Origin of the sequence: Actinokineospora inagensis DSM 44258, from assembly GCF_000482865.1 — a bacterium.
Classification (GTDB): Bacteria; Actinomycetota; Actinomycetes; order Mycobacteriales; family Pseudonocardiaceae; genus Actinokineospora; species Actinokineospora inagensis.
Window position 1 is genome coordinate 280,679 of the sequence record NZ_KI519516.1, and the last position, 25,343, is coordinate 306,021.

The following is a 25,343-nucleotide window of genomic DNA, read 5'->3' on the forward strand; positions in this document are numbered from 1 at the left end:
GGGACGCCTACCCGCGAAGGGGCGCGCCGTGGTCCACGCATACATCCTGATCCAGACCGAGGTCGGCAAGGCAGCCGCGGTGGCGGCGGAGATCGCGGGCATCCCGGGCGTCACGACGGCCGAGGACGTCACCGGGCCGTACGACGTCATCGTCCGCGCGGACGCGGAGAACGTCGACCTGCTCGGCCAGTTGGTGGTGGCCAGGATCCAGAACGTGGAGGGGATCACCCGCACGCTGACCTGCCCGGTGGTCCACCTGTAGGCCGTGGTCTAGTGGGCGGGTGAGCCTGCCGAGCGCGACCGCCCCCGAGTCCAGGGACACCGGGTTGTCCCGGCGCACGGTCGTGGCGGCGGCCGTGCTGGTGGGGCTGCTCGTGGTGGGGGTCGTGGTGGCCAGCCGGTTCGCGCCGCGTGACCTCGGGGACCAGGCCCCGGTGTCGACCGCGAAGACCGCCCGGACCGGGCCGGTCGGCTTGGTACCGGTCGACGCGCCGGACTCGGGCACGCCGTCGTGCGTGGCGTTGACCGCCGCCCTGCCCGGCTCGCTTCCCAACGGCGGCAAGGCACTGCCGCGGCTCGACCTCGCCGACCCCGCCCCCCCGGCCACGGCCGCGTGGGGCGACCAGATCGGCGACCCGGTGGTGTTGCGGTGCGGGCTGGGCAAACCACCGGAGCTGACCCCGACCTCGGAGCTGCGCGAGGTGTCCGGGGTGCGCTGGCTGGTGGTGACCGGCGACGAGGGCGCGTCGACCTGGTTCGCCGTCGACCGCCCGGTCTACGTGGCGCTCACCCTGCCCACCGGGCTCGGCACCGGACCACTGCAGACGGTGTCCGAAGTGGTCGGTCGGGCGCTGGAGCGGCAACCGGTGCGGCCGTGAGACGCGACCCGGCTAGCGCAGGCCCGTGCCGCGGGCCAGCGCCGTGTCGATCAACACGCTGAGCAGGCTCGGGTAGTCGACGCCGCTGACGTCCCACATCTTCGGGTAGGCCGAGGTGGGGGTGAAGCCGGGCATCGTGTTGACCTCGTTGACGGTCAGCGTGCCGTCGTCGCCGACGAAGAAGTCGACCCGGGCCAGGCCCTGGCAGTCCAGCGCGCGGAACGCGGCGATCGCGGTCTCCCGCAACTGCTCGGCGACGTCGTCGGACAGCTTGGCCGGGATGTCCAGTTCGCACACGGCGTCGAGGTACTTGGCGTCGAAGTCGTACCAGTCGACGCCGTCCTGCAGCCGGACCTCGGCGGGCAGTGACGCGCGGACCGAGCCGTCGGGGAACTCCAGCACCCCGCACTCGACCTCGCGGCCCACGACGGCGGCCTCGACGAGGACCTTCGGGTCGACGGAGCGGGCCAGCACGATCGCGGCCTCCAGGTCGTCCCACGAGGTGACCTTGCTGATGCCGGTCGACGACCCCGCGCGCGACGGCTTCACGAACACCGGCAGCCCCAGGTACGCCCGCTGCTCCTCGGCGAGGGTCGCCTGGTCGCGGCGCAGTTCGACGTAGCGGCCGACGTTCAGGCCCTCCACCGCGAGCAGCTTCTTCGTGTAGCCCTTGTCCATCGCGACGGCGCTGGCCAGCACACCGGGGCCGACGTACGGGACGCCGACCATCTCCAGCAGGCCCTGGATGGTGCCGTCCTCGCCGTAGGCGCCGTGCAGCACCGGGAACACCAGGTCGACGCCGCTGAGGACCTCGCCGTGCCGCCCCGGTTCGAGCGCGACCAGGCTCGCGTTGGTCGGGTCGGCGGGCAGGGTGAGCGCGGTGCCCGAGGTGATGCTGGGCATCCGCCGGCCCTCGATGCGCAGCGTCGCCGGGTCGGCGGGGCCGAGCACCCACGTGCCGTCCGGGGTGATGCCGACCGGGACGGCCTCGAACCGGTCGGTGTCCAGGTTGGCCAGCACGCTCGCGGCCGACACGCAGGACACGGTGTGCTCGGTGCTGCGACCGCCGAACACCACCGCCACCCGCAGTTTCCGGTCGGCGGGCCGCCGCGGCACCGGCGTGGACGAGGACGGCGTGGGGAAGGGCATGGTGAACGAGACTACCCGGACGGAGTACCGCCGGGTTCGCTCGACTGGGACAACAGCGACAGCAGGTCAGGGATCACGGCGCGCAACTGGGGCCGCGAGCACGCCGCGTAACCGATGGCGAGCCCGAACCAGGTCGGGGTCCCGAAGTGGTGGCGGACCAGGCCGTCGACCACGATGCCCCGGTCGCGGGCCCGGTCGATCGCGGTCCGCTCCGCCTCCGGGGTGTCCAGCGGGACCACCAGGTGCGCGCCCGCGTCGTCGCCGAGGAAGCGGATCCCGGCGCCGGTGAGCGCGTCGACCAGCAGACCACGCCGCTCGGACAGCTCGCGGCGCAGCTTGCGCAGGTGCCTGCCGAGGTCGCCGTTGCGGGCCAGTTCGACCAGGACCAACTGCCCAGCCGCCGACGGGCTGGGGCCGGTGACGTCGCGGTGGCGCAGGACGGCGGTGACGACCGCGGGCGGGGCCACCATCCACCCCACGCCCAGCGCGGGCGTGAGGATCTTGCTCGTGGTGCCGAGGTGGACGACGACGTCCGGGGCGAGCGCGGCCAGCAGCGGCAACGGGGCCACGTCGTAGCGGAGCTCGCCGTCGTAGTCGTCCTCGACGACCAGCCAGCCCTCGCGGCGGGCCCGGTCGACCAGCTCGACCCGGCGGGCCGCCGACATCCGCCTGCCCAGCGGGTACTGGTGCGCCGGGGAGCAGTAGACCAGCCGGGTGCCCGCCGGGATCGCGTCGAGCAGCAGCCCGTCGCCGTCGACCGGGGCGGGCACCACCCGCAGCCCGGCGGCCAGCAGCGTCTGGACCGCCCGCTGGTAGCCGGGTTCCTCGACGGCCACGGTGTCCCCCGGGCTCAGCACGGCGGCGGCGATCTCGGCGACCGCGGCCGTCGTACCACCGGTGGCCAGCACCGACTCGCCGTCGCCGTCCTCGAAGCCGCCGCCGTCGAACTCGGCGCTGACCCGCAGGCCGCGGTGGCGCAGCAGGTGCTCGGCGACGGCGGCCCGGTACGCGGGGATGCCCGCGCGCTGCGGTCGGGGCAACGGGGCCACGTCGGCCGCGCCGCGCCACGCCCGCCGCCACGCCGACCGGTCGATCCCGGCCGCCCACGGCGACCCGGGCCGCAGGTCGACGGCGGTCACCTCGGTGTCGTCGAGCGGCCGCGGCCGGGGGCGGGCGGCGGGCGAGCCGGGGGGCGCGGTGGTGACGTAGGTGCCGGAGCCGTGCTTGCCGGTGATCCAACCCTCGGCGTGCAACTGCTCGTACGCGGCGGCGGTGACGGTGCGGCTGACGTTGAGCTGCGCGGCGAGGGCCCGGGTGGACGGCAGCCGGTCGCCGCTGCGCAGCCTGCCGTCACCCGCGGCCGCGCGCAGTTCCTCGGCGAGCTGCACCGCCAGGGGGGTGGGGGACGCCCGGTCGAGGGTCACCGGCAGGGCTGGGCTCTCCGTCACCAGTGGCCTCCTGGAATCACCGAGCTGTGGCCCTGTCAGAATGCCACTTGCCTGAGGCACGGTAAACGGCGTGACCGAGAACCCGCCGCTGTCGCCGACCCCGCGCAGCACCGTCAAGCGCGGCGCGAAGCGCGCCCAGACCGACCGAGCCGCACTGCGGGACGTCTTGGACAACGGGCTGATCTGCCACCTGTCCACCGTGGTCGACGGGACCCCACTCGTTCTGCCCACCGGCTACGGCCGCGACGGCGACACGCTCTACTTGCACGGGTCCACTGGCGCGCGCAGCCTCCGGGCGGCCGCGTCCGGTGTGGAGGTGTGCGTCGCGGTGACCCTGGTGGACGGTGTCGTCTACGCCCGCTCGGTGTTCCACCACTCCATGAACTACCGGTCCGCGGTGGTGCACGGCACCGCCGTCCAGGTCAGCGAGCCGCGCGAGAAGCTGCACGGCCTGCGGGTGCTGACCGAGCACCTCGCCCCCGGCTCCTGGGACTACACGCGCGAACCGAACCCCAAGGAACTCGCCGCCACCACCGTGCTCGCCCTCGACCTCACCGAAGCCGCCGTGAAGATCCGCACCGGCGGCCCGGTCGACGACGACGAAGACGTCTCAGCCGACCGCGGCTGGGCGGGCGTGCTGCCACTGCGCCAGGTGTGGGGCGCGGCCGAGTCGTTCGCCGACCACCCCGTTCCCGCGCACGTCACCGCTCGGGCAACCGCTCCAACCCCGTGACCGGGTCGATCCGGTAGTTCCGCATCGGCGGCCGCCCCGACCGGTACACGTGGATGCTCACCGCCGGATCCACCGAGTCGTTGCCCACCTGGTGCACGTAGCCCGGCCCGAACACCCGGGACTGCCCCTCCACCAGCGTGTGCAGCACCTCGGCAGGCCTGGCCACCGCGACCCGCTCGGTCAACACCCCGGACACCACGGTGAACGCCCCGGCGGCGACCCCGTGGTCGTGCAGGTCGGTGTGCTGGCCGGGCAGCCAACTCATCAACCACACCTCCTGCGCCCCGGTCCGCTCGATCAACACCGCGAACCGCTGATCCGGGTCATAACGCAGGTGCGGCGCCCACTTGGCCCGATCCCGGGCGAACTGGCGGGCGATCAGAACCGGGTGCGCGGACGCGGGTGTCTCCGCGAGCGCGACAGTGTTGGGCGGCACGGCGAACATGCGCTGCTAGTCCTTCGTCGGCGGGATTCAGCTTGACGCCCACCCACGTGGACGCCCTGGATGGGCTGGATCAACAACACCGACAGAGCGCACTCGCGACCCGCCGAAGGTCGATGTGACCCCGGCGGTCGGTCATGGCGCGTAGCAACACGCGGCACAGCGTGACAGCGCCCCACCCCCACCGCAACCCGCCACCTGTCCGGTCCACCCAGTGGAACGCACCCCGCCTGGCCGGACCGCCCCACCCGCCCGCCCGCTCCTCGTCGCCGACCCGACGGCACCGCCGCCCGCCACCGGCGAGGTCCACGCACCCACTGCGCTTTCCAGCAACCGCCACCGGCGAGGTTCGCACACCCCCACTGCCCGCTTCCCAGCAATCGCCACCCGATCCAGCGGTTGACTTCGACTCCACCCGGGTCCACGCAGGAGCCCGCCCACCCGGGGCGCCGGGGCCCATTCCTGACGATAACGCGCACCGCGGCTTGTCAAGGGGGACGAGCAGCGAGCTGTGGACAACCGAGGGGAATGTGGACAACGGCGCGGAAGGAGATGGCAACGAGCGGGCCGAAGATGAAAGGAGATGGGCGGGCGAAAGCAGAAGAGGACGGGCGGAGCTGCGGCGAAAGCAAAACGAGATGGACACCGGGCGGAGGGCAGAAGGAGACGGGCGCCGGGCGGGGGCGGAAGGGATGGGGACGGGCGGGTGTGGAAGCAGAAGAGGACTTGCACGGAGCAGGGACCGAAAGCGGAGGAGACGGGCACGGAACCGGGCGGCGGAAGCAACGGGATGGGCACCGAGCGCGGGCCACGAGTGGAACGAGATGGACGCGAAGCGGAGGGCAGAAGCAGTAGGGAGACAAGCATCGAGCGGAAGCCAGAAGGGGACAAGGTGGACACCGTGCGATGGGCGGGAGCAGAAGGAGACAGGCACGAAGTGGGGCCGGAAATCCCGAGAGCCAGGGTTGATCGGCGGGTGGGGACGGGTGGGCGCAGGCTGGGTGGGGCAATCCGGACGGTCGGGTGGGCCGAATGAGGGCTGATGGCGTGGCCGGGACTCGTGCCGCGGGTGTGGGAACGATGACGAGGCGGTGGTCATGGCCGAACGGGTTCGGCGGATCGCGGGTGGGGCTGAAGGGGTGCGGCCGCCGGACGCGGAAGCGTTGTTGTTGTTGGTGGCGCGGGGGGATGAGGGCGCGTTCGAGCGGCTCTACGACCTCGTGTCCGGGCCGGTGTTCGGGTTGGTGCGCCGGATCGTGCGGGACCCGGCGCAGTCGGAGGAGGTGACCCAGGAGGTGTTGTTGGAGTTGTGGCGGACGGCGGCGCGGTTCGCGCCGGATCGCGGGAGTGCGATGACCTGGGTGCTGACGCTGGCGCACCGGCGGGCGGTGGACCGGGTGCGGTCGGCGCAGGCGGCGACCGACCGGGAGGACCGGGCGTACCGGCGGGACGCGGACCGGCCGTTCGACGAGGTCGCCGAGCAGGTGAGCACCCGGCTGGAGCACGAGCAGGTGCGCCGCTGCCTGTCGTCGTTGACGGACCTGCAGCGGGAGTCGGTGGAGTTGGCCTACTACCGGGGGCTGACCTACCGGGAGGTGGCGGAGTTGCTCGACACTCCGCTGGGGACGATCAAGACTCGACTGCGCGACGGGCTGATCCGGTTGCGCGACTGCCTGGGGGTGGCCCGATGACCGCCGACATCCACGCGTTGACGGGGGCGTATGCCCTGGACGCGATCCCGGAGTTCGAGCGCGCCGCGTTCGAGCGACACCTGCACGAGTGCGACGCGTGCGCGCAAGAGGTGCGGGAGTTGCAGGCGACCGCGGCCCGGTTGGGCGACGCGGTGGCGGAGTCGCCGCCGCCGGAGTTGAAGGCGCGGGTGTTGGCGCGGGTCGCGGAGGTGCGGCAGTTGCCGCCCGCACAGCACAGTTCGGCGCGGGCCGCGGGCCCTGGGTCGACGTGGGCGTTGCGGTTGACCGGGGTGGCGGCCGCGGTGCTGTTGGTCGTGTCGGTGTCGTTGGGGGTTCTGCTGGTGCAGGACCGCGGCGAGTTGAGCGACCGGCGGCAGGAGTCGGCGGCGGTGGTGCGGTTGCTGTCCGCCGACGACGTCCGGTTCGTCAGTGGCACGACGACCTCCGGCATGAACGGGACGGCGGTGGTGTCCCGGTCCCGTGGGCAGGTGATGCTGCTGACCGCGAACATGCCGCCCGCCCCGGACGGCAAGACCTACCAGGCGTGGCTGATGGCGCGGTCGGGCAAGCCGAAGTCGGTGGGGGTGTTCGCGCCGGACCAGGCCGGGCGGGCGTCCATCATGGACAGCATGGAGATCGGCGACGCGAACCAGGTCGGGGTGAGCGTCGAGGCCGCGGGCGGGTCGGACACGCCGCACGAGGTGGTCATGGCGATGCAACTGCCCGCCTGACCCCCGGACCGGGGATCAGCCCAGCGCTGTGAGGACATCGGCGACCAGGTCGGCGGTGTCCTCACAGCCGCAGGAGAACCGGATCGTGCCGTCCGGGACGGCGTCGCCCCAGCGGGCGCGGCGGTCGGCGCTGGAGTGCAGGCCACCGAAGCTGGTGGCGGAGACGACCAACCGGGACGCGGCGAGGAACCCGGCGACGGCATCGGCGGAGTCGAGTTCGAAGGTGACCACGCCGCCGAACCGGCGCATCTGCCGGGACGCCACCGGGTGCGCCGGGTCCAGCGGGGACCCGGGCCACCGCACCGACCGCACCCGCGGGTGGCCGCGCAACACCCCGTACAAGGCGGCGGCGTTCTCGGCTTGCCGGGCCAGTCTGAGGTCGAGCGTGCCGAGTCCCCGGTGCGCCAACCACACCTCGAACGGACCGGGGACCGCTCCGCTGACCGTGCGCTCGGACCGCAGCCGGGCGGCCAGTTCCGGGTCGGTGGTGCTGGTGTGCCCGAGCACGACGTCGCTGTGCCCGGACAGGGCTTTGGTGTCGCTGGCCAGGGAGATGTCCGCGCCGAGCGCCAACGGGCGTTGTCCCAACGGGGTCGCGGTCGTGTTGTCCACCGCGACGAGGGCGCCCGCCGCGTGCGCCGGCGCGGCGATCGCGGCGATGTCGCACACGTCCAGCCCGGGGTTCGACGGGGTTTCCAGCAGCACCAACCGGGCGCCCGCGACCGTCTCGGCGGTCCACTCCCCCGCCGTGGCGACTTCCCGCACCCGCAACCCGGTCATGTGCTCGCGCACGTACGACCGCGCGAGGTAGTAGCCGTCCGACGGCAGGACAACCGTGTCACCGGGCCGCAGGACGACCCGCAGCAACGAGGACAGCGCCGCCATGCCGGACGGGTAGACGACGCAAGAGCCGCCGTCGAGTCCGCCGATCGCGTCTTCCAGCGCCCGCCAGGTCGGATTGCCCGCCCTGCCGTAGAAGTCCGGCCCGGGGCCCTCGGACAGGTGATGCTGCTCGGACAAGTGGTACTGCGCGGCGAGCACCGGCTGCGGCGGCACGGCACCACCCGGGACGGGCGAGGAGGAACCCGCGTGCACGCAGCGGGTCCCGTCGCCAAGTGGGGCGTTCACCGTTCCGGCTTGGTCTTGCGGCCGATGAGGGCGCCCGCCATCTCGTTCGGGTCGAACCCGTCGTGGCAGACCCGGTGCACCACCTCGGTGATCGGCATCTCCACCCCGTGCCGCATGGCCAGCTCCCGGATCGAGGAACAGGACTTGACGCCCTCGGCGACCTGACCGCCCACGGCCGCCTGCGCCTGCGCCATCGTCTCGCCCCTCCCCAGCCTGGCACCGAACGTGCGGTTGCGCGAGAGCGGCGACGAGCAGGACGCGACGAGGTCGCCGAGCCCGGCCAACCCGGCGAAGGTCAACGGGTCCGCGCCGAGCGCCGCGCCCAGCCTGCTGGTCTCGGCCAGGCCGCGGGTGATCAGGGTGGCCAGCGTGTTCGCGCCGAAGCCGAGCCCGTCGGCCATGCCGCAGGACAGCGCGATCACGTTCTTGCAGGCGCCGCCGAGCTCGCAGCCGATGACGTCGGTGATGGTGTACGGCCGGAAGTAGCCGGTGGTGCAGGCCCGCTGCAGGGCCACCGCGCGGTCGTGGTCGCGGCAGGCGATGACGGTGGCGGTCGGCTGCTCCTGCGCGATCTCCTTGGCCAGGTTCGGCCCGGACACCACGGCGACCTGGTCGTCTGGCACGCGCGCGACGTCGACGACGACCTCGCTCATCCGCTTGAGCGTGCCCAGTTCCACGCCCTTGGCCAGGCTCACCAGGGTCACCCCGGGCGGCAGCAGCGCCCGCCACGCGGTCAGGTTGTGCCGCAGCGTCTGGCTGGGCACGGCGAGCACCACCGTCTCCGCGCCGGACAGCGCCAACCGCGGGTCCGAAGTGGACGACAGGGCGGCGGGCAGCCGCACCCCGGGCAGGTAGTCCCGGTTCTCCGCGGTCTCGGCGATGGCCTCGGCGACCGCGCCGCGCCGCGCCCACAGCACCACCGGGGCACCCGCGTCGGCCAACACCTTGGCGAACGCGGTGCCCCAGGACCCCGCGCCCATCACGGCGATCTTCCCGGTCATCGGCTCAGGCCGACTCGCCGCCGCTGCCCGGCCGGAAGAACTCGGCCGGCGCGGGTTCGTCGCGGATGCCCGCCAGCAGGTCGCGCACCCGGCCCATCAGCAGGTCGGTGACCTCGCGCAGCACCTGGTTGGTGATCGGCTGCCCCCGGTAGGCGGACAGGTCGACCGGGTCGCCGACGGCGGTCACCACCCGCTTGCGCGGGAACGGCCGGAACTTCCGGTCGTAGCCGTTCCAGATGTCCTGGGTGCCCCACCGCGCGGCGGGGACGACCGGCACCCCGTGGTCCAGGTTCTCCAGCGCCAGCCGGGCGACGCCGGTGCGCGCCCGCATCGGCCAGCCGGTGGGGTCCTTGGTGATCGTGCCCTCCGGGTAGATGAGCACCAGCTTGCCCTCGCGCAGCGCGTCGTGCGCGGCGCTGAGGCTGCTGCGCGCCTCGCCGGAGCCACGGCGCACCGGGATGCCGCCGGACGCGGCCAGCATCCGGCCGAACACCGGGATCGTGAACAGGCTCTCCTTGGCCATGAACCGCGGCACCCGGCCGCGCCGGTGCACCATCACCGAGTCGCTGGGCGGGTCGAGGTGGGAGACGTGGTTCATCACCAGCAGGACGGGGCCCTCGGCGGGCAGCTTGTCCCAGTCCCGGTACTCCCGCTTGCCCACCAGGCTCAACGGGTAGAACAGCGCGGCGGCGGCCCACACCCAGAACCCGGACTTCTCGCGCTTGACCAACGCCCGCTCCTCACTCGCACCCGCACCGCACGTGGCCCATGAGTCTCCCCGGCCGCCCCGCCGCCGGTCCACACGGGTCCACCCGGCCGGGTGGCCGGTGGCCGGCAGGATCGTGGTGTGGCCGACCTCATCGACCTTGTCGACCTTGTCGTACCGGTGAAGAACCTGGACCGGGCCAAGTCCCGGCTGCGCGGCGCCGTGCCCGGTGGGCAGGCCGCGCACCGGGAACTCGTGCTGGCTGTGGTGTTGGACACGGTGTGCGCCGCGCTCGCCGCCGACGGGGTGCGCAGGCTGCTCGTCGTCTGCGAGGACGCCAGGGTGGTCGCCGCGCTGGCGGGCACCGGCGCCGAGTGCGTTGACGAGCGCGGCTTGCCCGGTCTGAACGCCGCCCTGGACTTCGGCGCCGCACTGCTGCGGGCGGCGGACCCGCGGGTCGTCGTCGGGGCGATGCAGGCGGATCTGCCCGCGCTGGCGCCGGATCAGGTGACCGCGGCGCTGGCCGAGGCGGACGGCAGGCGCGCGTTCGTGGCCGACCGGCCGGGCACCGGGACCACGTTGTTGCTCGGCGCCCCGGGGGGTCCGCTCGACCCGAGGTTCGGGCCCGGTTCGGCCGCCGCGCACGCCGAGTCCGCCGTCCGCGTCGGCGACCGGCTGGACCGACTGCGTTGCGATGTGGACACCCCGGGTGACCTCGGCGTGGCCGCGGGCCTGGGATTGGGGCCGCGCACCACCCGACTGGCGCAGGCGGGCTGCGGCTGTCGGTGACCATCGGCGCCCGGGTACAACGAAAATTCACATCAAGTCCTCAGGTGGAGATGCGCCATCCGCAGGCGAGTGCCCGACAATGGGGGCCGTGACCACGGAGAACAACCAGGACCAAGCGCAGCAGGCGGACAGCCCGACCACCGAGGGCGCGACCGACAAAGCGGGCGAGCCGCGCGGGGTGACCTCGGCCCCGCCCGCGGTCACCCCCGACGACGCGGGCACCGACCTGCCCGACGACCGCTACCTCAACCGGGAACTGTCCTGGTTGGACTTCAACGGCCGGGTGCTCGCGCTGGCCGAGGACGCCTCCCAGCCGCTGCTGGAACGGGCCAAGTTCCTGGCCATCTTCGCCTCCAACCTCGACGAGTTCTACATGGTGCGGGTGGCCGGGCTGAAGCGGCGGAACGAGACCGGCCTGTCGGTGCGCAGCGCGGACGGGCTGACCCCGCGCGAGCAGTTGGCCTACATCTCCAAGCGCAACCAGGACCTGGTGGAGCGGCACGCCCGGGTGTTCGAGGAGCAGGTGCGCCCCTCGTTGAGCGAGCGCGGGATCAGCATCGCCACCTGGTCCGAACTCACCGACGACGACCACGCCCGGTTCGCCGCGTACTACCGGGAGCAGGTCTTCCCGGTGCTGACCCCGCTGGCGTTCGACCCGGCGCACCCGTTCCCCTACATCTCCGGCCTGTCGCTCAACCTCGCGGTGACGGTGCGGAACCCGGAGACCGGGCGGGAGAGCTTCGCCAGGGTCAAGGTGCCGGACAACGTGCCGCGGCTGGTGCCGGTGGACCGCACCGCCGACGAACAGGTGGCGGTGTTCCTGCCGCTGGAGGAACTCATCGCGGCGCACCTGCCGACCTTGTTCACCGGCATGGACGTCATCGAGGTGCACGCGTTCCGGGTGACCCGCAACGCGGACCTGGAGGTCGAGGAGGACCGGGACGAGGACCTGCTCAAGGCGCTGGAGCGGGAACTGGCGCAGCGCCGGTTCGGCCCGTCGGTGCGCCTGGAGATCTCCGACGACATGAGCGAGCACATGCTCGAATTGCTGCTGCGCGAGTTGGAGGTGCACCCCAGCGACGTCGTGGTGGTCAACGGGCTGCTCGACCTGTCGTGCCTGTGGCAGATCTACGGCGTGGACCGCAAGGAGCTCAAGGACCCGCCGTTCCGCCCGGCCACGCACCAGGCGTTCGCCGAGCGGGAGACCCCGCGCAGCGTGTTCGCGACCCTGCGCGAGGGCGACGTGCTGGTGCACCACCCGTACGACTCGTTCTCCACCAGCGTGCAGCGGTTCATCGAGCAGGCGGCGAGCGACCCGCACGTGTTGGCCATCAAGCAGACCCTGTACCGCACCTCGGGTGACTCGCCGATCGTGAACGCGCTCGTCGACGCGGCCGAGGCGGGCAAGCAGGTGGTGGCGCTGGTGGAGCTGAAGGCGCGGTTCGACGAGCAGGCCAACATCAAGTGGGCCCGGCAGTTGGAGAAGGCGGGCGTGCACGTGGTGTACGGGCTCGTCGGCCTCAAGACGCACTGCAAGACCTGCCTGGTGGTGCGGCAGGAGGGTTCCACGATCCGCCGGTACTGCCACATCGGCACCGGCAACTACAACCCGAAGACCGCGCGGCTCTACGAGGACGTCGGCCTGCTCACCGCGGAGCCGTCGATCGGCGCGGACCTCACCGACCTGTTCAACGTCCTCACCGGGTACGCCCGGCAGGAGGAGTACCGCAGCCTGCTCGTCGCCCCTTACGGGGTGCGGCGCGGGATCGTGGAGCGGATCGAGCGGGAAGTGGCGCTCCAGCGCGACGGCAAGCCCGCGGGCATCCGGATCAAGATGAACTCCCTGGTGGACGAACAGGTCATCGACGCGCTGTACCGGGCGTCGCAGGCCGGGGTCGCGATCGATGTGGTGGTGCGCGGGATCTGCGCGCTCAAGCCGGGGATTCCCGGGCTCAGCGACAACATCCGGGTCCGGTCCATCCTCGGCCGGTTCCTGGAGCACTCCCGGATCTTCCACTTCGTCGGCTCGGACGAGCACTGGATCGGCAGCGCGGACATGATGCACCGCAACCTGGACCGCCGGGTCGAGGTGCAGGTCCGGGTCACCGACCCGCGGTTGACCGCGCAGCTCGACGCCATCTTCGACTCCGCGTTGGACCCGTCGACCCGGTGCTGGGTGCTCACCGCGACCGGCGAGTGGGTGCCGTCGCCCGCCGACGGCAGCACGGTGCGCGACCACCAGGCGGGGCTGCTGACCCAGCACCGCGCCCTGGGCTGAGCGGTGGCCCGTGTGCACGCGGCGGGCGCGGTGCTGTGGCGGGTGGACGAGCGCGGCCGGATCGTGGTCGCGCTCGTCCACCGACCCCGCTACGGCGACTGGAGCCTGCCCAAGGGAAAACTCGACGGGGGCGAGTCCACCCACGCGGCGGCGGTCCGCGAGGTGGCCGAGGAAACCGGCTGGGCGGCGGTGCTCGGCCGTCACCTCGGTCGCGTCGACTACCCCGTTCCCGCGGGTGACAAGCGGGTGGACTACTTCGCGGCGCGCGCGGTGACCGGCGCGTTCACGCCGAACGATGAAGTCGACGAGCTGCGGTGGCTCCCGGTCGACGAAGCGGGACCGGTCCTGACGTACCCGCACGATCGGGTGGTCTTGCGGCAGTTCACCGCCGCGCCACCGGACACCACGACCGTGTTGTTGGTGCGGCACGCGCACGCGGGCCGCAAGAGCCTGTGGACCGGGCCCGACGACCAGCGGCCGCTGTCCGCGCTCGGACGGCGGCAAACCGCGGCGCTCACCGCACTGCTGCCGCTGTTCGGTCCGGATCGGGTGCACGCGGTCCCCAAGGAGCGCTGTGTGGCCACAGTGGCGCCGCTGGCCGGGTCGCTGGGGGTGCCGGTGCTCGCCGAGCCGCTGCTCGCCGAGTCCGCGCACTCCGGTCACGACGCTGGCCATGACTCCAGCCGGGACTCTGGTCCGGACACCGGTCTGGACGCGGCCGTCACCCGGCTGCGCGAGATCGCCGCGGCAGGCGGCACCCCGGTGGTCTGCAGCCAGGGCGGCGTCATCCCCGGAGTGGTCGCCGAACTCACCGGACTGGCCGAACCCCGCGCCCGCAAGGGCAGCGTGTGGGTGCTGTCGTTCGCCGGGTCGAAAGTCGTGGCGGCCGACCACATCCCACCCGACTCGGGGGACTGAGCCCGGCGAACACGGGGAAATCCCCGGTTCCCACGGACCCCGCCATCCACCTGGGATGGCGGGGTCCGCCCATTCCCACCCCCGCTTGGCCTCCCGGAACATCCTGTCCGGACCGCGTGGGAGCACAGGGGATACCGGCCCGTCAGGACATGGCGGGCACGTGGTCCGGACACGCGAGAGCCCCGCACGGGGGAAGCGTGCGGGGCTCTCGCGATGTGCTCAGACAACCACAGACGAAACCTGAACCGGCCCTCCCGGGCTGGCTCAGGCGCCGACGGCCGGTACTGCCTACTTCTTGGTGGCCTTGGCGGTCGCCCGGGGCGTGCTGCTCTTGGCGGCCGTCGTCTTCTTCGCGGCGGGCTTGGCGGCCGCGGTGGTGGTCTTCTTGGCGGCGGCGGTCTTGGCCGGGGCCGCCTTGGGGGCGGCGGCGGTCTTGGTCGCCGTGGTGGTCGCCTTGGCGGCGGTGGCCCGGGTCCGCGTGGTCTTCGCCGCGGTCGTGGCCGCCGCGGCGGCGGGCTTCGCCGCTGCCGCGCGGGTGCGCGTGGTGGTGCTGCGCGTGGTCGCCGCCGCGGGCTTGGCCGCGGTCGCCCGGGTGCTCGCGGCCCGGGTCGTGGTGGCGGTTCCGGTGCCGCGGGCGGCGGGGGTCCGCGTGGTCGCGGTGCCGGTGGTCTTGGTGGCCGCGACCTTGGGCAGCTTCTTGGCCCCGCTCACGACCTCCTTGAACATCGTGCCCGCGCGGAAGGCGGGAACGTTGGTCTTCTTCACCTTCACCGTCTCACCGGTGCGCGGGTTGCGCGCGGTGCGGGCGGCCCTGGCGCGCTTCTCGAACACGCCGAAGCCGGTGATGTTGACCTTCTCGCCCTTGTTGACCGTGCGGACGATCACGTCGACGAGACCGTCGACCGCGGCGCCCGCGGCCTTCTTGTCGCCAAGGCGCTCGGTCAACGCCTCGATGAGTTGGGCCTTGTTCACCCTTCAGTCCTCCGTAAGAGAGCCACAACGGCCGATTCAGGCCGACTTCTGGCAAAGATAGGCCCAAATGCGCGCGATTTCCACGCGACGCGCCCGATTTTTCCTTGCCGTATGCGGTTCCCACCCCTGCCGGGGGGCCGAATCGGAGGTTTTCGGGCGTCGCGCGGGGGTGGCGGACCACTCGCGGAGGTTGGGTTGTGGACCGGGAACCGGGCCCGGCCGGGCCGGAACCCCCCGTGCGCGAAGGGGATTCCGGCCGGGTCGATCAGGTGCCCGCGATGGGCGTGGTCACCGGCAGCCAATCGGCCCTGGCCTGCTCGAACTCGTCGATCACGGCCGCGTGGCGCAGCGTCAGGGCGATGTCGTCGAGGCCGTCGAGCAGCCGCCAGCGGGTGTAGTCGTCCACGGCGAACCCGGCGGTGAAGTCCTTGGCGCGGACGGTCTTCTCGCGGAGGTCGACGGTGACCTCCGTCCCGGGCTCGGTTTCCAGCAGCTTCCACAACAGTTCGATGTCGGACTGCTCGCACACGGCGGCCAGCAGGCCCGCCTTGCCCGCGTTGCCCCGGAAGATGTCGGCGAACCGGGCGGAGAGCACGACCCGGAACCCGTAGTCCGACAGCGCCCAGACGGCGTGCTCGCGGGAGGACCCGGTGCCGAAGTCCGGTCCGGCCACCAGCACGCTGCCCGCCCGGTAGGGCTCCTGGTTGAGCACGAACTGCTCGTCCGAGCGCCAGGCGGCGAACAGCCCGTCCTCGAACCCGGTGCGGGTGACCCGCTTGAGGTAGACGGCGGGGATGATCTGGTCGGTGTCCACGTTGGACCGGCGCAGCGGCACCCCGACGCCGGTGTGGGTGGTGAACGGCTCCATGGCTACTCCCTAGTTCTCGGCGCCCGCGGCGGCCGGGGTGCGCAGGTCCTCGGGCGAGGAGAGCGTGCCGCGGACCGCCGTGGCCGCCGCGACCAGCGGCGACACCAGGTGGGTCCGCCCGCCCTTGCCCTGCCTGCCCTCGAAGTTGCGGTTCGATGTGGACGCGCTGCGCTCGCCGGGGGCGAGCTGGTCGGGGTTCATGCCAAGGCACATGGAGCAGCCCGCCTGCCGCCACTCGGCGCCCGCGGCGAGGAACACCTCGTCGAGGCCCTCGGCCTCGGCCTGCGCCCGCACCCGCATCGACCCCGGTACGACGAGCATCCGCACCCCGTCGGCGACCCGGTGCCCGCGCAGCACGTCGGCGGCGGCCCGCAAGTCCTCGATCCGGCCGTTGGTGCAGGAACCGAGGAAGACCGTGTCGACGCTGATCTCGCGCAGCGGGGTGCCCGGGGTGAGGTCCATGTACGACAGGGCCTTCTCGGCGGCGACCCGCTCGTTCTCGTCCGCGATGCGCTCCGGGTCAGGCACCGACGCCGAGAGCGGCAGCCCCTGGCCCGGGTTGGTGCCCCAGGTGACGAACGGGGTCAGCTCGTCGGCGTCGATGACCACCTCGGCGTCGAACTCGGCGCCGTCGTCGGTGCGCAGCTCCCGCCACGACGCCACGGCCCGGTCCCACTGCTCGCCGCTCGGGGCGTGCGGGCGACCCTTGAGGTAGGCGAAGGTGGTCTCGTCGGGGGCGATCATCCCGGCCCGCGCGCCCGCCTCGATGGACATGTTGCACACGGTCATCCGGGCTTCCACCGACAGCTTCTCGATGGCCGGGCCGCGGTACTCCAGGACATAACCCTGCCCGCCGCCGGTGCCGATCCTGGCGATCACGGCGAGGATGACGTCCTTCGCGGTGACCCCGGGGCGCAGCGCGCCGGTGACGGTGACCGCCATGGTCTTGAAGGGCCGCAACGGCAGCGTCTGGGTGGCGAGCACGTGCTCGACCTCCGAGGTGCCGATCCCGAACGCCAGCGCGCCGAACGCGCCGTGGGTGGAGGTGTGGCTGTCGCCGCACACCACCGTGGTGCCGGGCTGGGTCAGGCCGAGCTGCGGGCCGACGACGTGCACGATGCCCTGCTCCCGGTCGCCCATCGGGTGCAGCCGGACGCCGAACTCCGCGCAGTTGCGGCGCAACGTCTCCACCTGGGTGCGCGACACCGGGTCAGCGATCGGGAGATCGATCCCGACGGTCGGGACGTTGTGGTCCTCGGTCGCTATGGTCAGGTCGGGCCTGCGCACCGGCCTGCCCGCGAGCCGGAGCCCGTCGAAGGCCTGCGGACTGGTCACCTCGTGCACGAGGTGCAGGTCGATGTAGAGCAGGTCGGGCTCGGCTCCGGTGCCCTTGCGCACCACGTGCCGGTCCCACACCTTCTCGGCGAGTGTTTTGGCCATGGCCAATCACCATCTGCTTCCCACGGACTGGACTTCCCACATAACGGGAAAGTAGTATCGAGACGTGGGACAGCATAGCGGCATCGGAGTTCTGGACAAGGCAATGGCCGTACTGCAGGCGGTTTCGAAGGAACCCTGTGGTCTGGCGGAGCTGTGCACGAAGACGGGCCTGCCCCGGGCGACGGCACACCGGCTCGCGGTCGGCCTGGAAGTGCATCGCCTGCTGCGCAGGGGAAGCGACGGGCGCTGGCGGCCGGGCGCGGCACTGGCCGAACTGGCGGGCGGGGCGACGGACCCGCTGCTGGACGCGGCGACGGCGGTGCTGCCGCGGCTGCGCGACCGGACCGGGGAAAGCGTTCAGTTGTACCGGCGTGATGGTCTACACCGGATCTGCGTGTGCTCGGCGGAACCGCCGAGTGGGCTGCGCGACACAGTGCCGGTGGGGGCTCGACTGCCGATGACGGCGGGGTCGGGGGCGAAGGTGCTGGCGGCGTGGGCTGATCCGGCGACGCAGCGGAGTCTGCTCGCCGACGCCGTCTTCGGAGAACGCGCCCTCCTGGAAGTCCGCCGCCGCGGCTGGGCCCAAAGCGTTGCCGAACGCGAACCCGGCGTCGCCAGCGTGTCAGCCCCCGTGCGAGACGCGTCCGGGACCGTTGTAGCGGCCGTGTCGGTGTCGGGGCCGATTGATCGGATGGGGCGGCGGCCGGGGGCTCGGTGGGCGGCCGATCTGTTGGCTGCTGCTGATGCGTTGCAGAACCGGTTGTGAGGTGACTGCTTGTCGCCTGGCGGCGACGCCGCTGGATTGCGCCAGATGAGTGCGGGGTGCCCGGTGGGGTGGAGTTGTTTTGTTTGGGGCCCCTACGGGGACCGCGGGTAAGGCTAAAAGGCGGGGCCACTGGAAAGACGTGGCCTTACCCGCCGGTGAGCTTGCGGTCCCCGTCCCCCCAAACAAAACAACTCCACCCCACCGGGCAGTTGGGATCGGCAGCCTACGAGGTGCGCGGTGCCGGAGTGCGGCGCAGGAGTGGTGTGGTGTGGTGCTATGGCGCTTCACCACAGCCGGTTTGTGTGGCGAAGCTCCACACAACGCGACCTATGGCACCGTGCGCAACCACGGCACCGTGGGGGTCTGGGGGGTCGCCCCCCAGTGCAACGCGAAAGAGGCCCGCGCAGACGCAAAGCGTCAAGCAGACCTCTGTCACTCTGTAGCCCCGACGGGATTCGAACCCGCGCTACCGCCTTGAGAGGGCGGCGTCCTAGGCCGCTAGACGACGGGGCCAGGAACTTTCGTTATTCTGTTTGGTTTTCTTGCTGAGAGACTCTAGCAGGCTGCTTTTTTGTCTCTCTGGCTGGGGTACCAGGACTCGAACCTAGACTAACTGAACCAGAATCAGTCGTGCTGCCAATTACACCATACCCCACTGGCACGACCGGTTGGCTCGGGCCGGTTGTGAGCCGGTCGGGGCTGTCCTGCGTGCCGGAGAAGATGTTAGACCACGGCGAGCTGATCGAGAAATCGACCCCTACCGGCGTGGGGAGGGGAGCCCGGAGGTGCTGGTCACGGTGGGTGTGCGGTATTCGGTGACGAGCAGGGCGGGGAGGTCGTCGAGGGTGTCGATGACGGGGATGTCGGCGGGGTCGGGTTCACCGGTGTGGGTGCGGTCGAGCCAGATGCCGTGCAGGCCCGCGGCGCGGGCGCCCGCGGCGTCGAGGTCGAGGCGGTCGCCGATGTGGGCGGTGTGGTCGGGGGGGACGCCGAGGTGGGCGCAGGCGGTGTGGAAGATGACCGGGTCGGGTTTGGCGGCGCCGAGTTGGCCCGCGCTGATCACGGTGTCGAAGAAGCGGTCGACGCCGAGGGTGGCGAGGCGGGCGCGTTGGTGGGGGCTTGAGGCGTTGGTCACAGCGGCCAGCCGCAGGCCCGCGGCGCGGAGCCAGTCGAGGCAGGGGAGCACGTCGGGGAACAGGCGCCAGGCGCGGTTCATCTGGGCGAGGCGGCGGTCTTCGAGGGCGGCGACGGCGGCGTCGTCGAGGTGGGTGCCGAGGTGGGCGAGGAACGCCTTGGTGCGGGCGTGCCGCATGGTGTCGTAGTCGAGTACGCCCGCGACGACCATGGCGCTGTGTTGTTCGGTGACGCGTTGCCAGTCCGGCCAGAGGTCGTCGCGGCCGGTGAGGTGGGTGAGGGCGGTGCGGGCGGAGCCGGTGAAGTCGATGAGGGTGTCGTCGATGTCGAGGCAGATGGCGTCGACGGCGGGGGGTCGGTGCGGGTGCTGCGCGCGGCCCGGGGTGGCTGATGTGGACGGTGCGGGCACGAGCGCTGAAGTCATCCAGCGAGGCTAGATCCGGGAGCGGGGTCGGCGATTCGTCTGCCCAGGTGATGTTTCGGGTTCTGACACGGTCAAGCCGGAAGTCGCCGCACGGGGCCAAAACCTAGGTCTATCGCGGGTTTCGCGTGACGCGTTACGGCAGGCCGCGCCGTCGATCGGGTGAGAGGGCGGTCACGCTGGATCACCACCGCGGCGGGGACACTGTACGGCCGACGACGGGGGGTGACCAGGGGCGAACGCCTTGTGCCGCCTGGGGTTCCGGCCGGGCGTGTTGGCCGTCAACCCCTCACCCGCGCGGAAAAGGAAGCACTTACCGGACCCGTGTTTGTGTCCTAAGTGGCCGGTTCGTCGGCGCACGTGACCCTCTTGGCCGTCGAACCACCCGGCGCCCGACTAATCCGATGTGGACGGTGGGGTACCCCTACCCGGCCCGCCGGGCACCCGTGCCCCGATCGGCGCAACGCGGCTTGACCGGGTGCGCGGGCGGGTGCATCCTGAGCTTATTCAACTGGTGTTGAAATCGGGGAGGGATCATGGACAGCACAGCCGCAGACCGGACGTCGGTGTGCGTGGTCGGGGGCGGACCGGCCGGGATGTTCCTCGGCCTCATGCTGGCCAGGGCCGGGATCGCGGTGACGGTGCTGGAGAAGCACCGGGACTTCCTGCGCGACTTCCGCGGCGACACGGTGCACCCGCCGACGATGGACCTGCTCGACGACCTCGGCCTCGGTCCGGCGTTCCGGGCGTTGCCGCAGCGGCGGATCGAGCAGGTGCAGGCGCCGTTCAGCGGCGGGTCGCTGCGGGTGGCGGACCTGCGGGCGCTGCCGGGGCCGAACAACTTCGTGGCGATGGTGCCGCAGTGGGACCTGCTCGACCTGCTCGCTCGGGCGGGCGACCGGGAACCCGCGTTCACGCTCAGGATGAGCACCGAGGCGGTCGGGCTGCGCTGGTCGGGCCACCAGGTCACCGGCGTCGACTACCGCACCGAAGACGGCGGGACCGGAGCCATCGAGGCGGATCTGGTGGTGGCCTGCGACGGGCGCGGGTCGGTGCTGCGCGCCGCCGCGCACCTGCAGCCCAGGTCGTACCCGACGCCGATGGACGTGTGGTGGTACCGGGTGCCCCGGCACGACAGCGATCCGAGCGGGATCACCGCGCTGATCAGCCGCAGGCGGGCCGCGGTCCTCATCGACCGGGGCGACTACTGGCAGGTCGCCACGTTGATCAGCAAGGGCTCCGACCCGGCTGCGCGGCGCGAACCGGTGGGCGGGCTGCTGCGCGACCTGGCCACCTCCGGCCCGTGGCTGGCCGACCGGACCGACGCGTTGTCCTCGTGGGACGAGGTGAAGACGCTGGACGTGAAGCTGGACCGGTTGCCGCGCTGGCACGTCGACGGGCTGCTCTGCCTCGGCGACGCGGCGCACGCCATGTCGCCGGTCGGCGGGGTCGGGATCAACCTGGCGGTGCAGGACGCGGTGGCGGCGGCGCGGCTGCTGGCGGGTCCGTTGCGCGCCGGTCGGGTGTCCACACAGGACCTGGCGCGGGTGCGCAGGCGGCGGTGGCTGCCGACGGTGGTGGTCCAGGGGGTGCAGCGGGTGTTGCACGCGAAGGGCCTGCGACCCGCGTTGGAGGGTCGGGTGGACCTGACCGGGTCGACGCGGCCGCCGCTGCCGATGCGGATCCTGACCCGCACGCCGCTGCTGCGCAGGCTCCCGGCGCAGGTGGTCGGGCGCGGCGTGGTGACCGAGCCGACCCCGGACTTCGCCCGCCGCGCACCGGAACCGATCGGGTGAACGCCGGGAAACCCCGACACCACTGACGAATCCGGTCGAGAAACCACCCGTCCGGGTGACCACGGCGGTGCCGCGGCCCCCGGGTGGGGTTCAGCGGGCGGCGACGGTGTTGGTGAGGGTGCCGAGGCCCTCGATGGTCACCGACACGGTCTGCCCGGCGGTGATCGGGCCGACGCCCGCGGGGGTGCCGGTGAGGATGACGTCGCCGGGCAGCAGCGTCATCACCCGGGACACCCACTCGACGAGCCGGGGGATGTCGTGGATCAGCAGCGAGGTCCGCGAGTCCTGCTTGACCTCGCCGTCGACGGCGGTGCGCAGCGCCAGGTCGGCCGCGGTGGCCAGGTCGACGCCGGTGGTGATCCACGGGCCGAGCGGGCAGAACGTGTCGTGCCCCTTCGCCCTGGTCCACTGGCCGTCGGCCTGCTGCTGGTCGCGGGCGGTGACGTCGTTGGCGATGGTGTAGCCGAGGATGACGCTGCCTGCCTTGGCGGCGGGCACGTCCCGGCACGGCGTGCCGATGACCACCGCCAACTCGCCCTCGTAGTCCACCCGGGACGAGTCGGCGGGCAGCCGCACCGCCGCGCCCGGCCCGATGACCGAGGTGGACGGCTTCATGAAGATGACCGGGTTGGCCGGGGCCTCGCCGCCCATCTCGCGGGCGTGGTCGGCGTAGTTCTTGCCGACGCAGAGCACCTTGCTGGGCAGGATCGGGGCGAGCAGCCTCGTGTCGGCCAGCGGCCAGCGCCTGCCGGTGTACGTCGGCGTGCCGAACGGGTGCTCGGCGACCTCGGCGGCGACCTCGGCGCCATCGTCACCCTCGATGGTGACGAAGGCGACGCCTTCTGGGTGGGCAATTCGAGCGATACGCACGGTGCCCACCCTAAAGCGGCCCCCCGGGCCGGGTTCAGCCGGAGTGGGCGACGGCGCCGATCGCGCCTGCCCGCATCGCCTTGTGCGCCAGCGCGTCGCACAGGGCGAGCCAGCTCGCCTCGACGATGTTGCCGTGCACGCCGACCGTGGTCCACTCCCGTTCCCGGTCGGTGGATTGGACCAGCACCCTGGTGACCGCGTCGGTGCCGTGGTCGCCGCCGCGGGCGCCCGCGGTGAGGATGCGGACCTTGTAGTCGGTGAGCTCCACCCCGTCCAGCCACGGCAGGTGCGGGGACAGCGCCTTGCGCAGCGCGGCGTCGAGTGCGTGCACCGGACCGTTGCCCTCGGCGGTCGCGATGACCCGCTGCCCGTCGACCCGCACCTTCACCGTGGCCTCGGAGACGACCGAGCCGTCCCGGTCGTGGTCCAGGATCACCCGGTAGGACTCCAGCTCGAACGGGGACACCGGGTCGGACTGGGTCGGGTCCACCCCGGCGATCTCGGTGCGCAGCAGCAGCTCGAACGAGGCGTCCGCCGCCTCGAAGGACCAGCCGCGCGCCTCGAGGTCCTTGACCTTGCGCAGCGCGTTGGTGACGGCCTCAGGCCTGCCTGCCAGGTCAACCCCGAGCTCGTGTCCCTTGAGCTCGAGGCTGGCCCGGCCTGCCATCTCGGTGACCAGGACCCGCATGTCGTTGCCGACGATGGCCGGATCGATGTGGTTGTAGAGCTCCGGATCCACCTTGATCGCGCTCGCGTGCAGGCCCGCCTTGTGGGCGAAGGCCGACGACCCGACATAGGCCTGGTGGGTGTCGGGTGCGATGTTGGCGATCTCGGCGAGGGCATGGGAGACCCGGGTCAGCTCGGCGAACGCGCCGGTGGGCAACGCCTCGATGCCGAGCTTGGTCACGAGATTGCCGGTCACGGCGAACAGGTCGGCGTTGCCCGCCCGCTCCCCGTAACCGTTCGCGGTGCACTGGACGTGGCTCGCGCCAGCCTGTACCGCCGCGACGCTGTTGGCCACCGCGCAGGACGTGTCGTCCTGGCAGTGGATGCCCACCCGGAACCCGGTGCGGGCGATGACCTCGCGGACGGTGTCCGCCAGGCCCAAGGGCAACTGGCCCCCGTTGGTGTCGCACAGCACGGCCACGTCCGCGCCCGACTCGACGGCCGCGGCGAGGACGCGCAGCGAGCAGTCCGGGTCGAAGGCGTAGCCGTCGAAGAAGTGCTCGGCGTCGAGGAACACCCGACGCCCCTCCCCCACCAGGAACGACACCGTGTCGCGGACCATCTCGACTGCCTCGGCCACATCGGTGCGCAACGCGCGTTCGATGTGCCTGCGGTCGGACTTGGCGACCAGGGTCACCACCGGCGCCTGGGACTCCAGCAGCGCGCGGACCTGCGGGTCCTGCGCCGCCGTGGTTCCCGCGCGGCGGGTGGAGCCGAACGCGACGAGGGCGGCGTGCCGCAGTTCCAGCTCACCGGCCGCGGCGCGGGCGAAGAACTCGGTGTCCTTGGGCAGCGCGCCCGGCCAACCGCCTTCGATGAACCCGACGCCGAGCCCGTCCAGCAACCGCGCCACGGCCAGCTTGTCGGTCACCGAGTAGGAGATGCCCTCCCGCTGGGCGCCGTCGCGCAGGGTCGTGTCGTAGAGGTGGAACGCGTCACCGAGTGGCGTGTCGGCGGGGGTCGTGCGGGTCACGGAGTCGCTCCTTGGGGTTTGTACCGCAAACAAAAAGACCCCCCGCTGAATGCGAGAGGTCTGCGCGCCGGGCTCGACGAGGAGCTACCCGGCGCGCTGCTCAATAATGATCACGACGAAGTCGGACACATCCCGATCCTGGCACAGTGGACTCTCCGCCGTCCACTGCACGGACGGGTGCTCCCAGCGGCTGGGAGACGTTAGTGGTCGCAAACGCCGATGGCCGCCCCGGGGAATTCCGGGGCGGCCATCGGCGAAGAGAGCGCGCTAGGCGGACTTGACGTTGGAGGACACCAGGGCGGCCAACCGGTCGCCGATGGCGAAGGTGCCGCCGGGTGAACCGTGGTCGCGGGTGGCCAGGTCGAAGGCCACCGACGCCTCGATCCGCCGGGCCGCCTCCACCTGGCCGAGGTGGTCGAGCAGCAGCGCCACCGACAGCACGGCCGCCGTCGGGTCCGCCACGCCCTGCCCGGCGATGTCCGGGGCGCTGCCGTGCACCGGCTCGAACATGCTCGGGTTGCGCCGGGTGATGTCCAGGTTGCCGCTGGCCGCGAGGCCGATGCCACCGGTCACCGCCGCCGCCAGGTCGGTGAGGATGTCGCCGAACAGGTTGTCGGTGACGATCACGTCGAACCGGGTCGGGTCGGTCACCATGTGGATGGTGGTGGCGTCCACGTGCTGGTAGGCCACCGTCACGTCCGGGTGCTGCAGCGACACCTCCTCGACCACGCGCGACCACAGCGAACCGGCGTGGGTGAGGACGTTGGTCTTGTGCACCAGGGTCAGGTGCTTGCGCGGCCTGGCCGAGGCGCGGGTGAACGCGTCGCGCACCACCCGCTCCACACCGAACGAGGTGTTGACGCTGACCTCGGTCGCGATCTCGTGCGGAGTGTCCTTTCGCAACAGTCCGCCGTTGCCTGCGTAGAGGCCCTCGGTGCCCTCCCGGACCACGATCATGTCGATCTCGCCCGGGTCCGCGATCGGGCTCTTGACCCCGGGGTAGAGCCGCGCCGGGCGCAGGTTCACGTGGTGGTCGAGCTCGAAGCGCAGCCGCAGCAGCAGCCCGCGCTCCAGGATGCCGCTGGGCACCGACGGGTCGCCGACCGCGCCGAGCAGGATCGCGTCGTGCTCGCGCAACTCGGCGAGCACGGATTCCGGCAGGAGCTCCCCCGTCGCGTGCCACCGCGCCGCGCCGAGGTCGTATCGGGTGATCTCCGCGGTCGGAACGACCTCACCGAGCACCTTCAGTGCCTCGGCGATCACTTCCGGCCCGATCCCGTCACCTGGGATCACCGCGAGCCGCATGCACACACCTCCCGGGTATCGGCCCGAACTGGTCAGGGCCTGGTAGTCGAGGGAAGGCTACCGGGAAGTCGTCCGGTCGCCGCATCTCGCCACCCCTCTGGGTGGCGATTCCTGGTCGGAACGGCCCTCCGGTGACACGAACGGTGCCCGGATCGGTTGTCGACCAACCGATCCGGGCAC

At 72.1% G+C, this 25,343-nt stretch carries 23 protein-coding genes and 2 tRNA genes; 10 read left to right on the forward strand and 15 right to left on the reverse strand.

Annotation, left to right across the window (positions count from 1 at the left end):
• Nucleotides 1–28 precede the first annotated feature (28 nt).
• Both H504_RS0127390 and H504_RS0127395 read left to right on the forward strand, forming a co-directional pair.
• Nucleotides 29–262, forward strand: coding sequence for an Lrp/AsnC ligand binding domain-containing protein (locus tag H504_RS0127390; protein WP_026425394.1), 234 nt, complete (start codon nucleotides 29–31; stop codon nucleotides 260–262).
• Between the two features lie 19 nt (nucleotides 263–281).
• Complete coding sequence (locus H504_RS0127395; protein ID WP_245614474.1) at nucleotides 282–878, forward strand: DUF3515 domain-containing protein; 597 nt, start codon at nucleotides 282–284, stop codon at nucleotides 876–878.
• Between the two features lie 12 nt (nucleotides 879–890).
• Here the strand turns inward: H504_RS0127395 and H504_RS0127400 are convergent, their stop codons facing one another.
• Both H504_RS0127400 and pdxR read right to left on the reverse strand, forming a co-directional pair.
• Nucleotides 891–2,027 (reverse strand): D-alanine--D-alanine ligase family protein, encoded by a 1,137-nt coding sequence (locus H504_RS0127400; protein WP_169735468.1) that lies wholly within the window; start codon nucleotides 2,025–2,027, stop codon nucleotides 891–893.
• Nucleotides 2,028–2,038: 11 nt separating this feature from the next.
• Nucleotides 2,039–3,478, reverse strand: coding sequence for a MocR-like pyridoxine biosynthesis transcription factor PdxR (pdxR, locus tag H504_RS37285; RefSeq protein ID WP_051386335.1), 1,440 nt, complete (start codon nucleotides 3,476–3,478; stop codon nucleotides 2,039–2,041).
• A 67-nt stretch (nucleotides 3,479–3,545) separates the two neighbouring features.
• Here pdxR and H504_RS0127410 point away from each other — a divergent pair, with 67 nt between their 5' ends.
• On the forward strand, nucleotides 3,546–4,208 hold the full coding sequence (locus H504_RS0127410; protein ID WP_026425397.1) for a pyridoxamine 5'-phosphate oxidase family protein: 663 nt from the start codon (nucleotides 3,546–3,548) through the stop codon (nucleotides 4,206–4,208).
• Here H504_RS0127410 and H504_RS0127415 read toward each other — a convergent pair.
• Complete coding sequence (locus tag H504_RS0127415; protein WP_026425398.1) at nucleotides 4,177–4,653, reverse strand: cysteine dioxygenase; 477 nt, start codon at nucleotides 4,651–4,653, stop codon at nucleotides 4,177–4,179. The genes H504_RS0127410 and H504_RS0127415 overlap by 32 nt on opposite strands.
• 1,094 nt (nucleotides 4,654–5,747) lie before the next feature.
• Here H504_RS0127415 and H504_RS0127420 point away from each other — a divergent pair.
• Nucleotides 5,748–6,341, forward strand: a complete 594-nt coding sequence (locus H504_RS0127420; RefSeq protein WP_035306332.1) for a sigma-70 family RNA polymerase sigma factor — start codon at nucleotides 5,748–5,750, stop codon at nucleotides 6,339–6,341.
• The gene (locus H504_RS0127425; protein ID WP_035306334.1) at nucleotides 6,338–7,072 is read left to right on the forward strand and encodes an anti-sigma factor; all 735 of its coding nucleotides are present in this window, start codon (nucleotides 6,338–6,340) and stop codon (nucleotides 7,070–7,072) included. Before H504_RS0127420 ends, H504_RS0127425 begins: the two co-directional genes overlap by 4 nt.
• A 15-nt stretch (nucleotides 7,073–7,087) precedes the next feature.
• Here H504_RS0127425 and H504_RS0127430 read toward each other — a convergent pair whose 3' ends face one another.
• From H504_RS0127430 to H504_RS0127440, 3 genes are read right to left on the reverse strand one after another with little or no spacing between them, the layout of a single operon-like run.
• On the reverse strand, nucleotides 7,088–8,200 hold the full coding sequence (locus H504_RS0127430) for a cystathionine gamma-lyase (protein ID WP_026425400.1): 1,113 nt from the start codon (nucleotides 8,198–8,200) through the stop codon (nucleotides 7,088–7,090).
• On the reverse strand, nucleotides 8,197–9,201 hold the full coding sequence (locus H504_RS0127435; protein ID WP_026425401.1) for an NAD(P)H-dependent glycerol-3-phosphate dehydrogenase: 1,005 nt from the start codon (nucleotides 9,199–9,201) through the stop codon (nucleotides 8,197–8,199). Before H504_RS0127435 ends, H504_RS0127430 begins: the two co-directional genes overlap by 4 nt.
• 4 nt (nucleotides 9,202–9,205) lie before the next feature.
• Nucleotides 9,206–9,931, reverse strand: a complete 726-nt coding sequence (locus H504_RS0127440; protein ID WP_026425402.1) for a lysophospholipid acyltransferase family protein — start codon at nucleotides 9,929–9,931, stop codon at nucleotides 9,206–9,208.
• A gap of 117 nt (nucleotides 9,932–10,048) precedes the next feature.
• Here H504_RS0127440 and cofC point away from each other — a divergent pair, with 117 nt between their 5' ends.
• The 3 genes from cofC (at nucleotide 10,049) to H504_RS0127455 (ending at nucleotide 13,892) form a co-directional block, all read left to right on the forward strand.
• Nucleotides 10,049–10,696: a 2-phospho-L-lactate guanylyltransferase gene (gene cofC / locus H504_RS0127445; protein WP_245614475.1), complete on the forward strand. Its 648-nt coding sequence runs from the start codon at nucleotides 10,049–10,051 to the stop codon at nucleotides 10,694–10,696.
• A gap of 79 nt (nucleotides 10,697–10,775) precedes the next feature.
• A complete protein-coding gene (locus tag H504_RS0127450; protein ID WP_051386314.1) occupies nucleotides 10,776–12,974 on the forward strand; it encodes an RNA degradosome polyphosphate kinase in 2,199 nt (732 codons plus the stop codon).
• 3 nt (nucleotides 12,975–12,977) lie between these two features.
• Nucleotides 12,978–13,892, forward strand: a complete 915-nt coding sequence (locus H504_RS0127455; RefSeq protein WP_342668805.1) for an NUDIX hydrolase — start codon at nucleotides 12,978–12,980, stop codon at nucleotides 13,890–13,892.
• Between the two features lie 288 nt (nucleotides 13,893–14,180).
• Here the strand turns inward: H504_RS0127455 and H504_RS0127460 are convergent, their stop codons facing one another.
• The 3 genes from H504_RS0127460 to leuC form a co-directional block, all read right to left on the reverse strand.
• A complete protein-coding gene (locus tag H504_RS0127460) occupies nucleotides 14,181–14,864 on the reverse strand; it encodes an HU family DNA-binding protein (protein ID WP_026425406.1) in 684 nt (227 codons plus the stop codon).
• Nucleotides 14,865–15,129: 265 nt separating this feature from the next.
• Entirely contained in the window at nucleotides 15,130–15,732 is a 603-nt protein-coding gene (leuD, locus tag H504_RS0127465; RefSeq protein ID WP_026425407.1) for a 3-isopropylmalate dehydratase small subunit, read from the reverse strand.
• A 9-nt stretch (nucleotides 15,733–15,741) separates the two neighbouring features.
• Nucleotides 15,742–17,172: a 3-isopropylmalate dehydratase large subunit gene (leuC, locus tag H504_RS0127470; protein ID WP_026425408.1), complete on the reverse strand. Its 1,431-nt coding sequence runs from the start codon at nucleotides 17,170–17,172 to the stop codon at nucleotides 15,742–15,744.
• 64 nt (nucleotides 17,173–17,236) lie between these two features.
• Here leuC and H504_RS0127475 point away from each other — a divergent pair, with 64 nt between their 5' ends.
• Complete coding sequence (locus tag H504_RS0127475) at nucleotides 17,237–17,938, forward strand: IclR family transcriptional regulator (RefSeq protein WP_211239407.1); 702 nt, start codon at nucleotides 17,237–17,239, stop codon at nucleotides 17,936–17,938.
• 440 nt (nucleotides 17,939–18,378) lie between these two features.
• On the opposite strand, the gene H504_RS0127480 is transcribed toward H504_RS0127475, so the two are convergent.
• The 3 genes from H504_RS0127480 to H504_RS0127490 all read right to left on the reverse strand — a co-directional run bounded on the left by H504_RS0127480 (nucleotide 18,379) and on the right by H504_RS0127490 (nucleotide 19,496).
• Nucleotides 18,379–18,451: transfer RNA gene (locus tag H504_RS0127480), tRNA-Glu, on the reverse strand.
• Between the two features lie 67 nt (nucleotides 18,452–18,518).
• Nucleotides 18,519–18,593, reverse strand: a tRNA-Gln gene (locus tag H504_RS0127485).
• 102 nt (nucleotides 18,594–18,695) lie between these two features.
• Nucleotides 18,696–19,496 carry an HAD family hydrolase gene (locus H504_RS0127490; protein WP_084468259.1) on the reverse strand — a complete coding sequence of 267 codons (801 nt, stop codon included), beginning with the start codon at nucleotides 19,494–19,496 and terminating at the stop codon, nucleotides 18,696–18,698.
• Between the two features lie 533 nt (nucleotides 19,497–20,029).
• Between H504_RS0127490 and H504_RS0127495 the strand changes: the two genes are divergently transcribed.
• Entirely contained in the window at nucleotides 20,030–21,289 is a 1,260-nt protein-coding gene (locus tag H504_RS0127495; RefSeq protein ID WP_035306339.1) for an FAD-dependent oxidoreductase, read from the forward strand.
• 90 nt (nucleotides 21,290–21,379) lie between these two features.
• Here H504_RS0127495 and H504_RS0127500 read toward each other — a convergent pair whose 3' ends face one another.
• The 3 genes from H504_RS0127500 to H504_RS0127515 form a co-directional block, all read right to left on the reverse strand.
• Nucleotides 21,380–22,159, reverse strand: a complete 780-nt coding sequence (locus H504_RS0127500) for a fumarylacetoacetate hydrolase family protein (protein WP_026425412.1) — start codon at nucleotides 22,157–22,159, stop codon at nucleotides 21,380–21,382.
• 34 nt (nucleotides 22,160–22,193) lie between these two features.
• The gene (gene cimA / locus H504_RS0127505; protein WP_026425413.1) at nucleotides 22,194–23,858 is read right to left on the reverse strand and encodes a citramalate synthase; all 1,665 of its coding nucleotides are present in this window, start codon (nucleotides 23,856–23,858) and stop codon (nucleotides 22,194–22,196) included.
• 267 nt (nucleotides 23,859–24,125) lie between these two features.
• The gene (locus tag H504_RS0127515; RefSeq protein ID WP_026425414.1) at nucleotides 24,126–25,163 is read right to left on the reverse strand and encodes a 3-isopropylmalate dehydrogenase; all 1,038 of its coding nucleotides are present in this window, start codon (nucleotides 25,161–25,163) and stop codon (nucleotides 24,126–24,128) included.
• Between the last annotated feature and the right edge of the window lie 180 nt (nucleotides 25,164–25,343).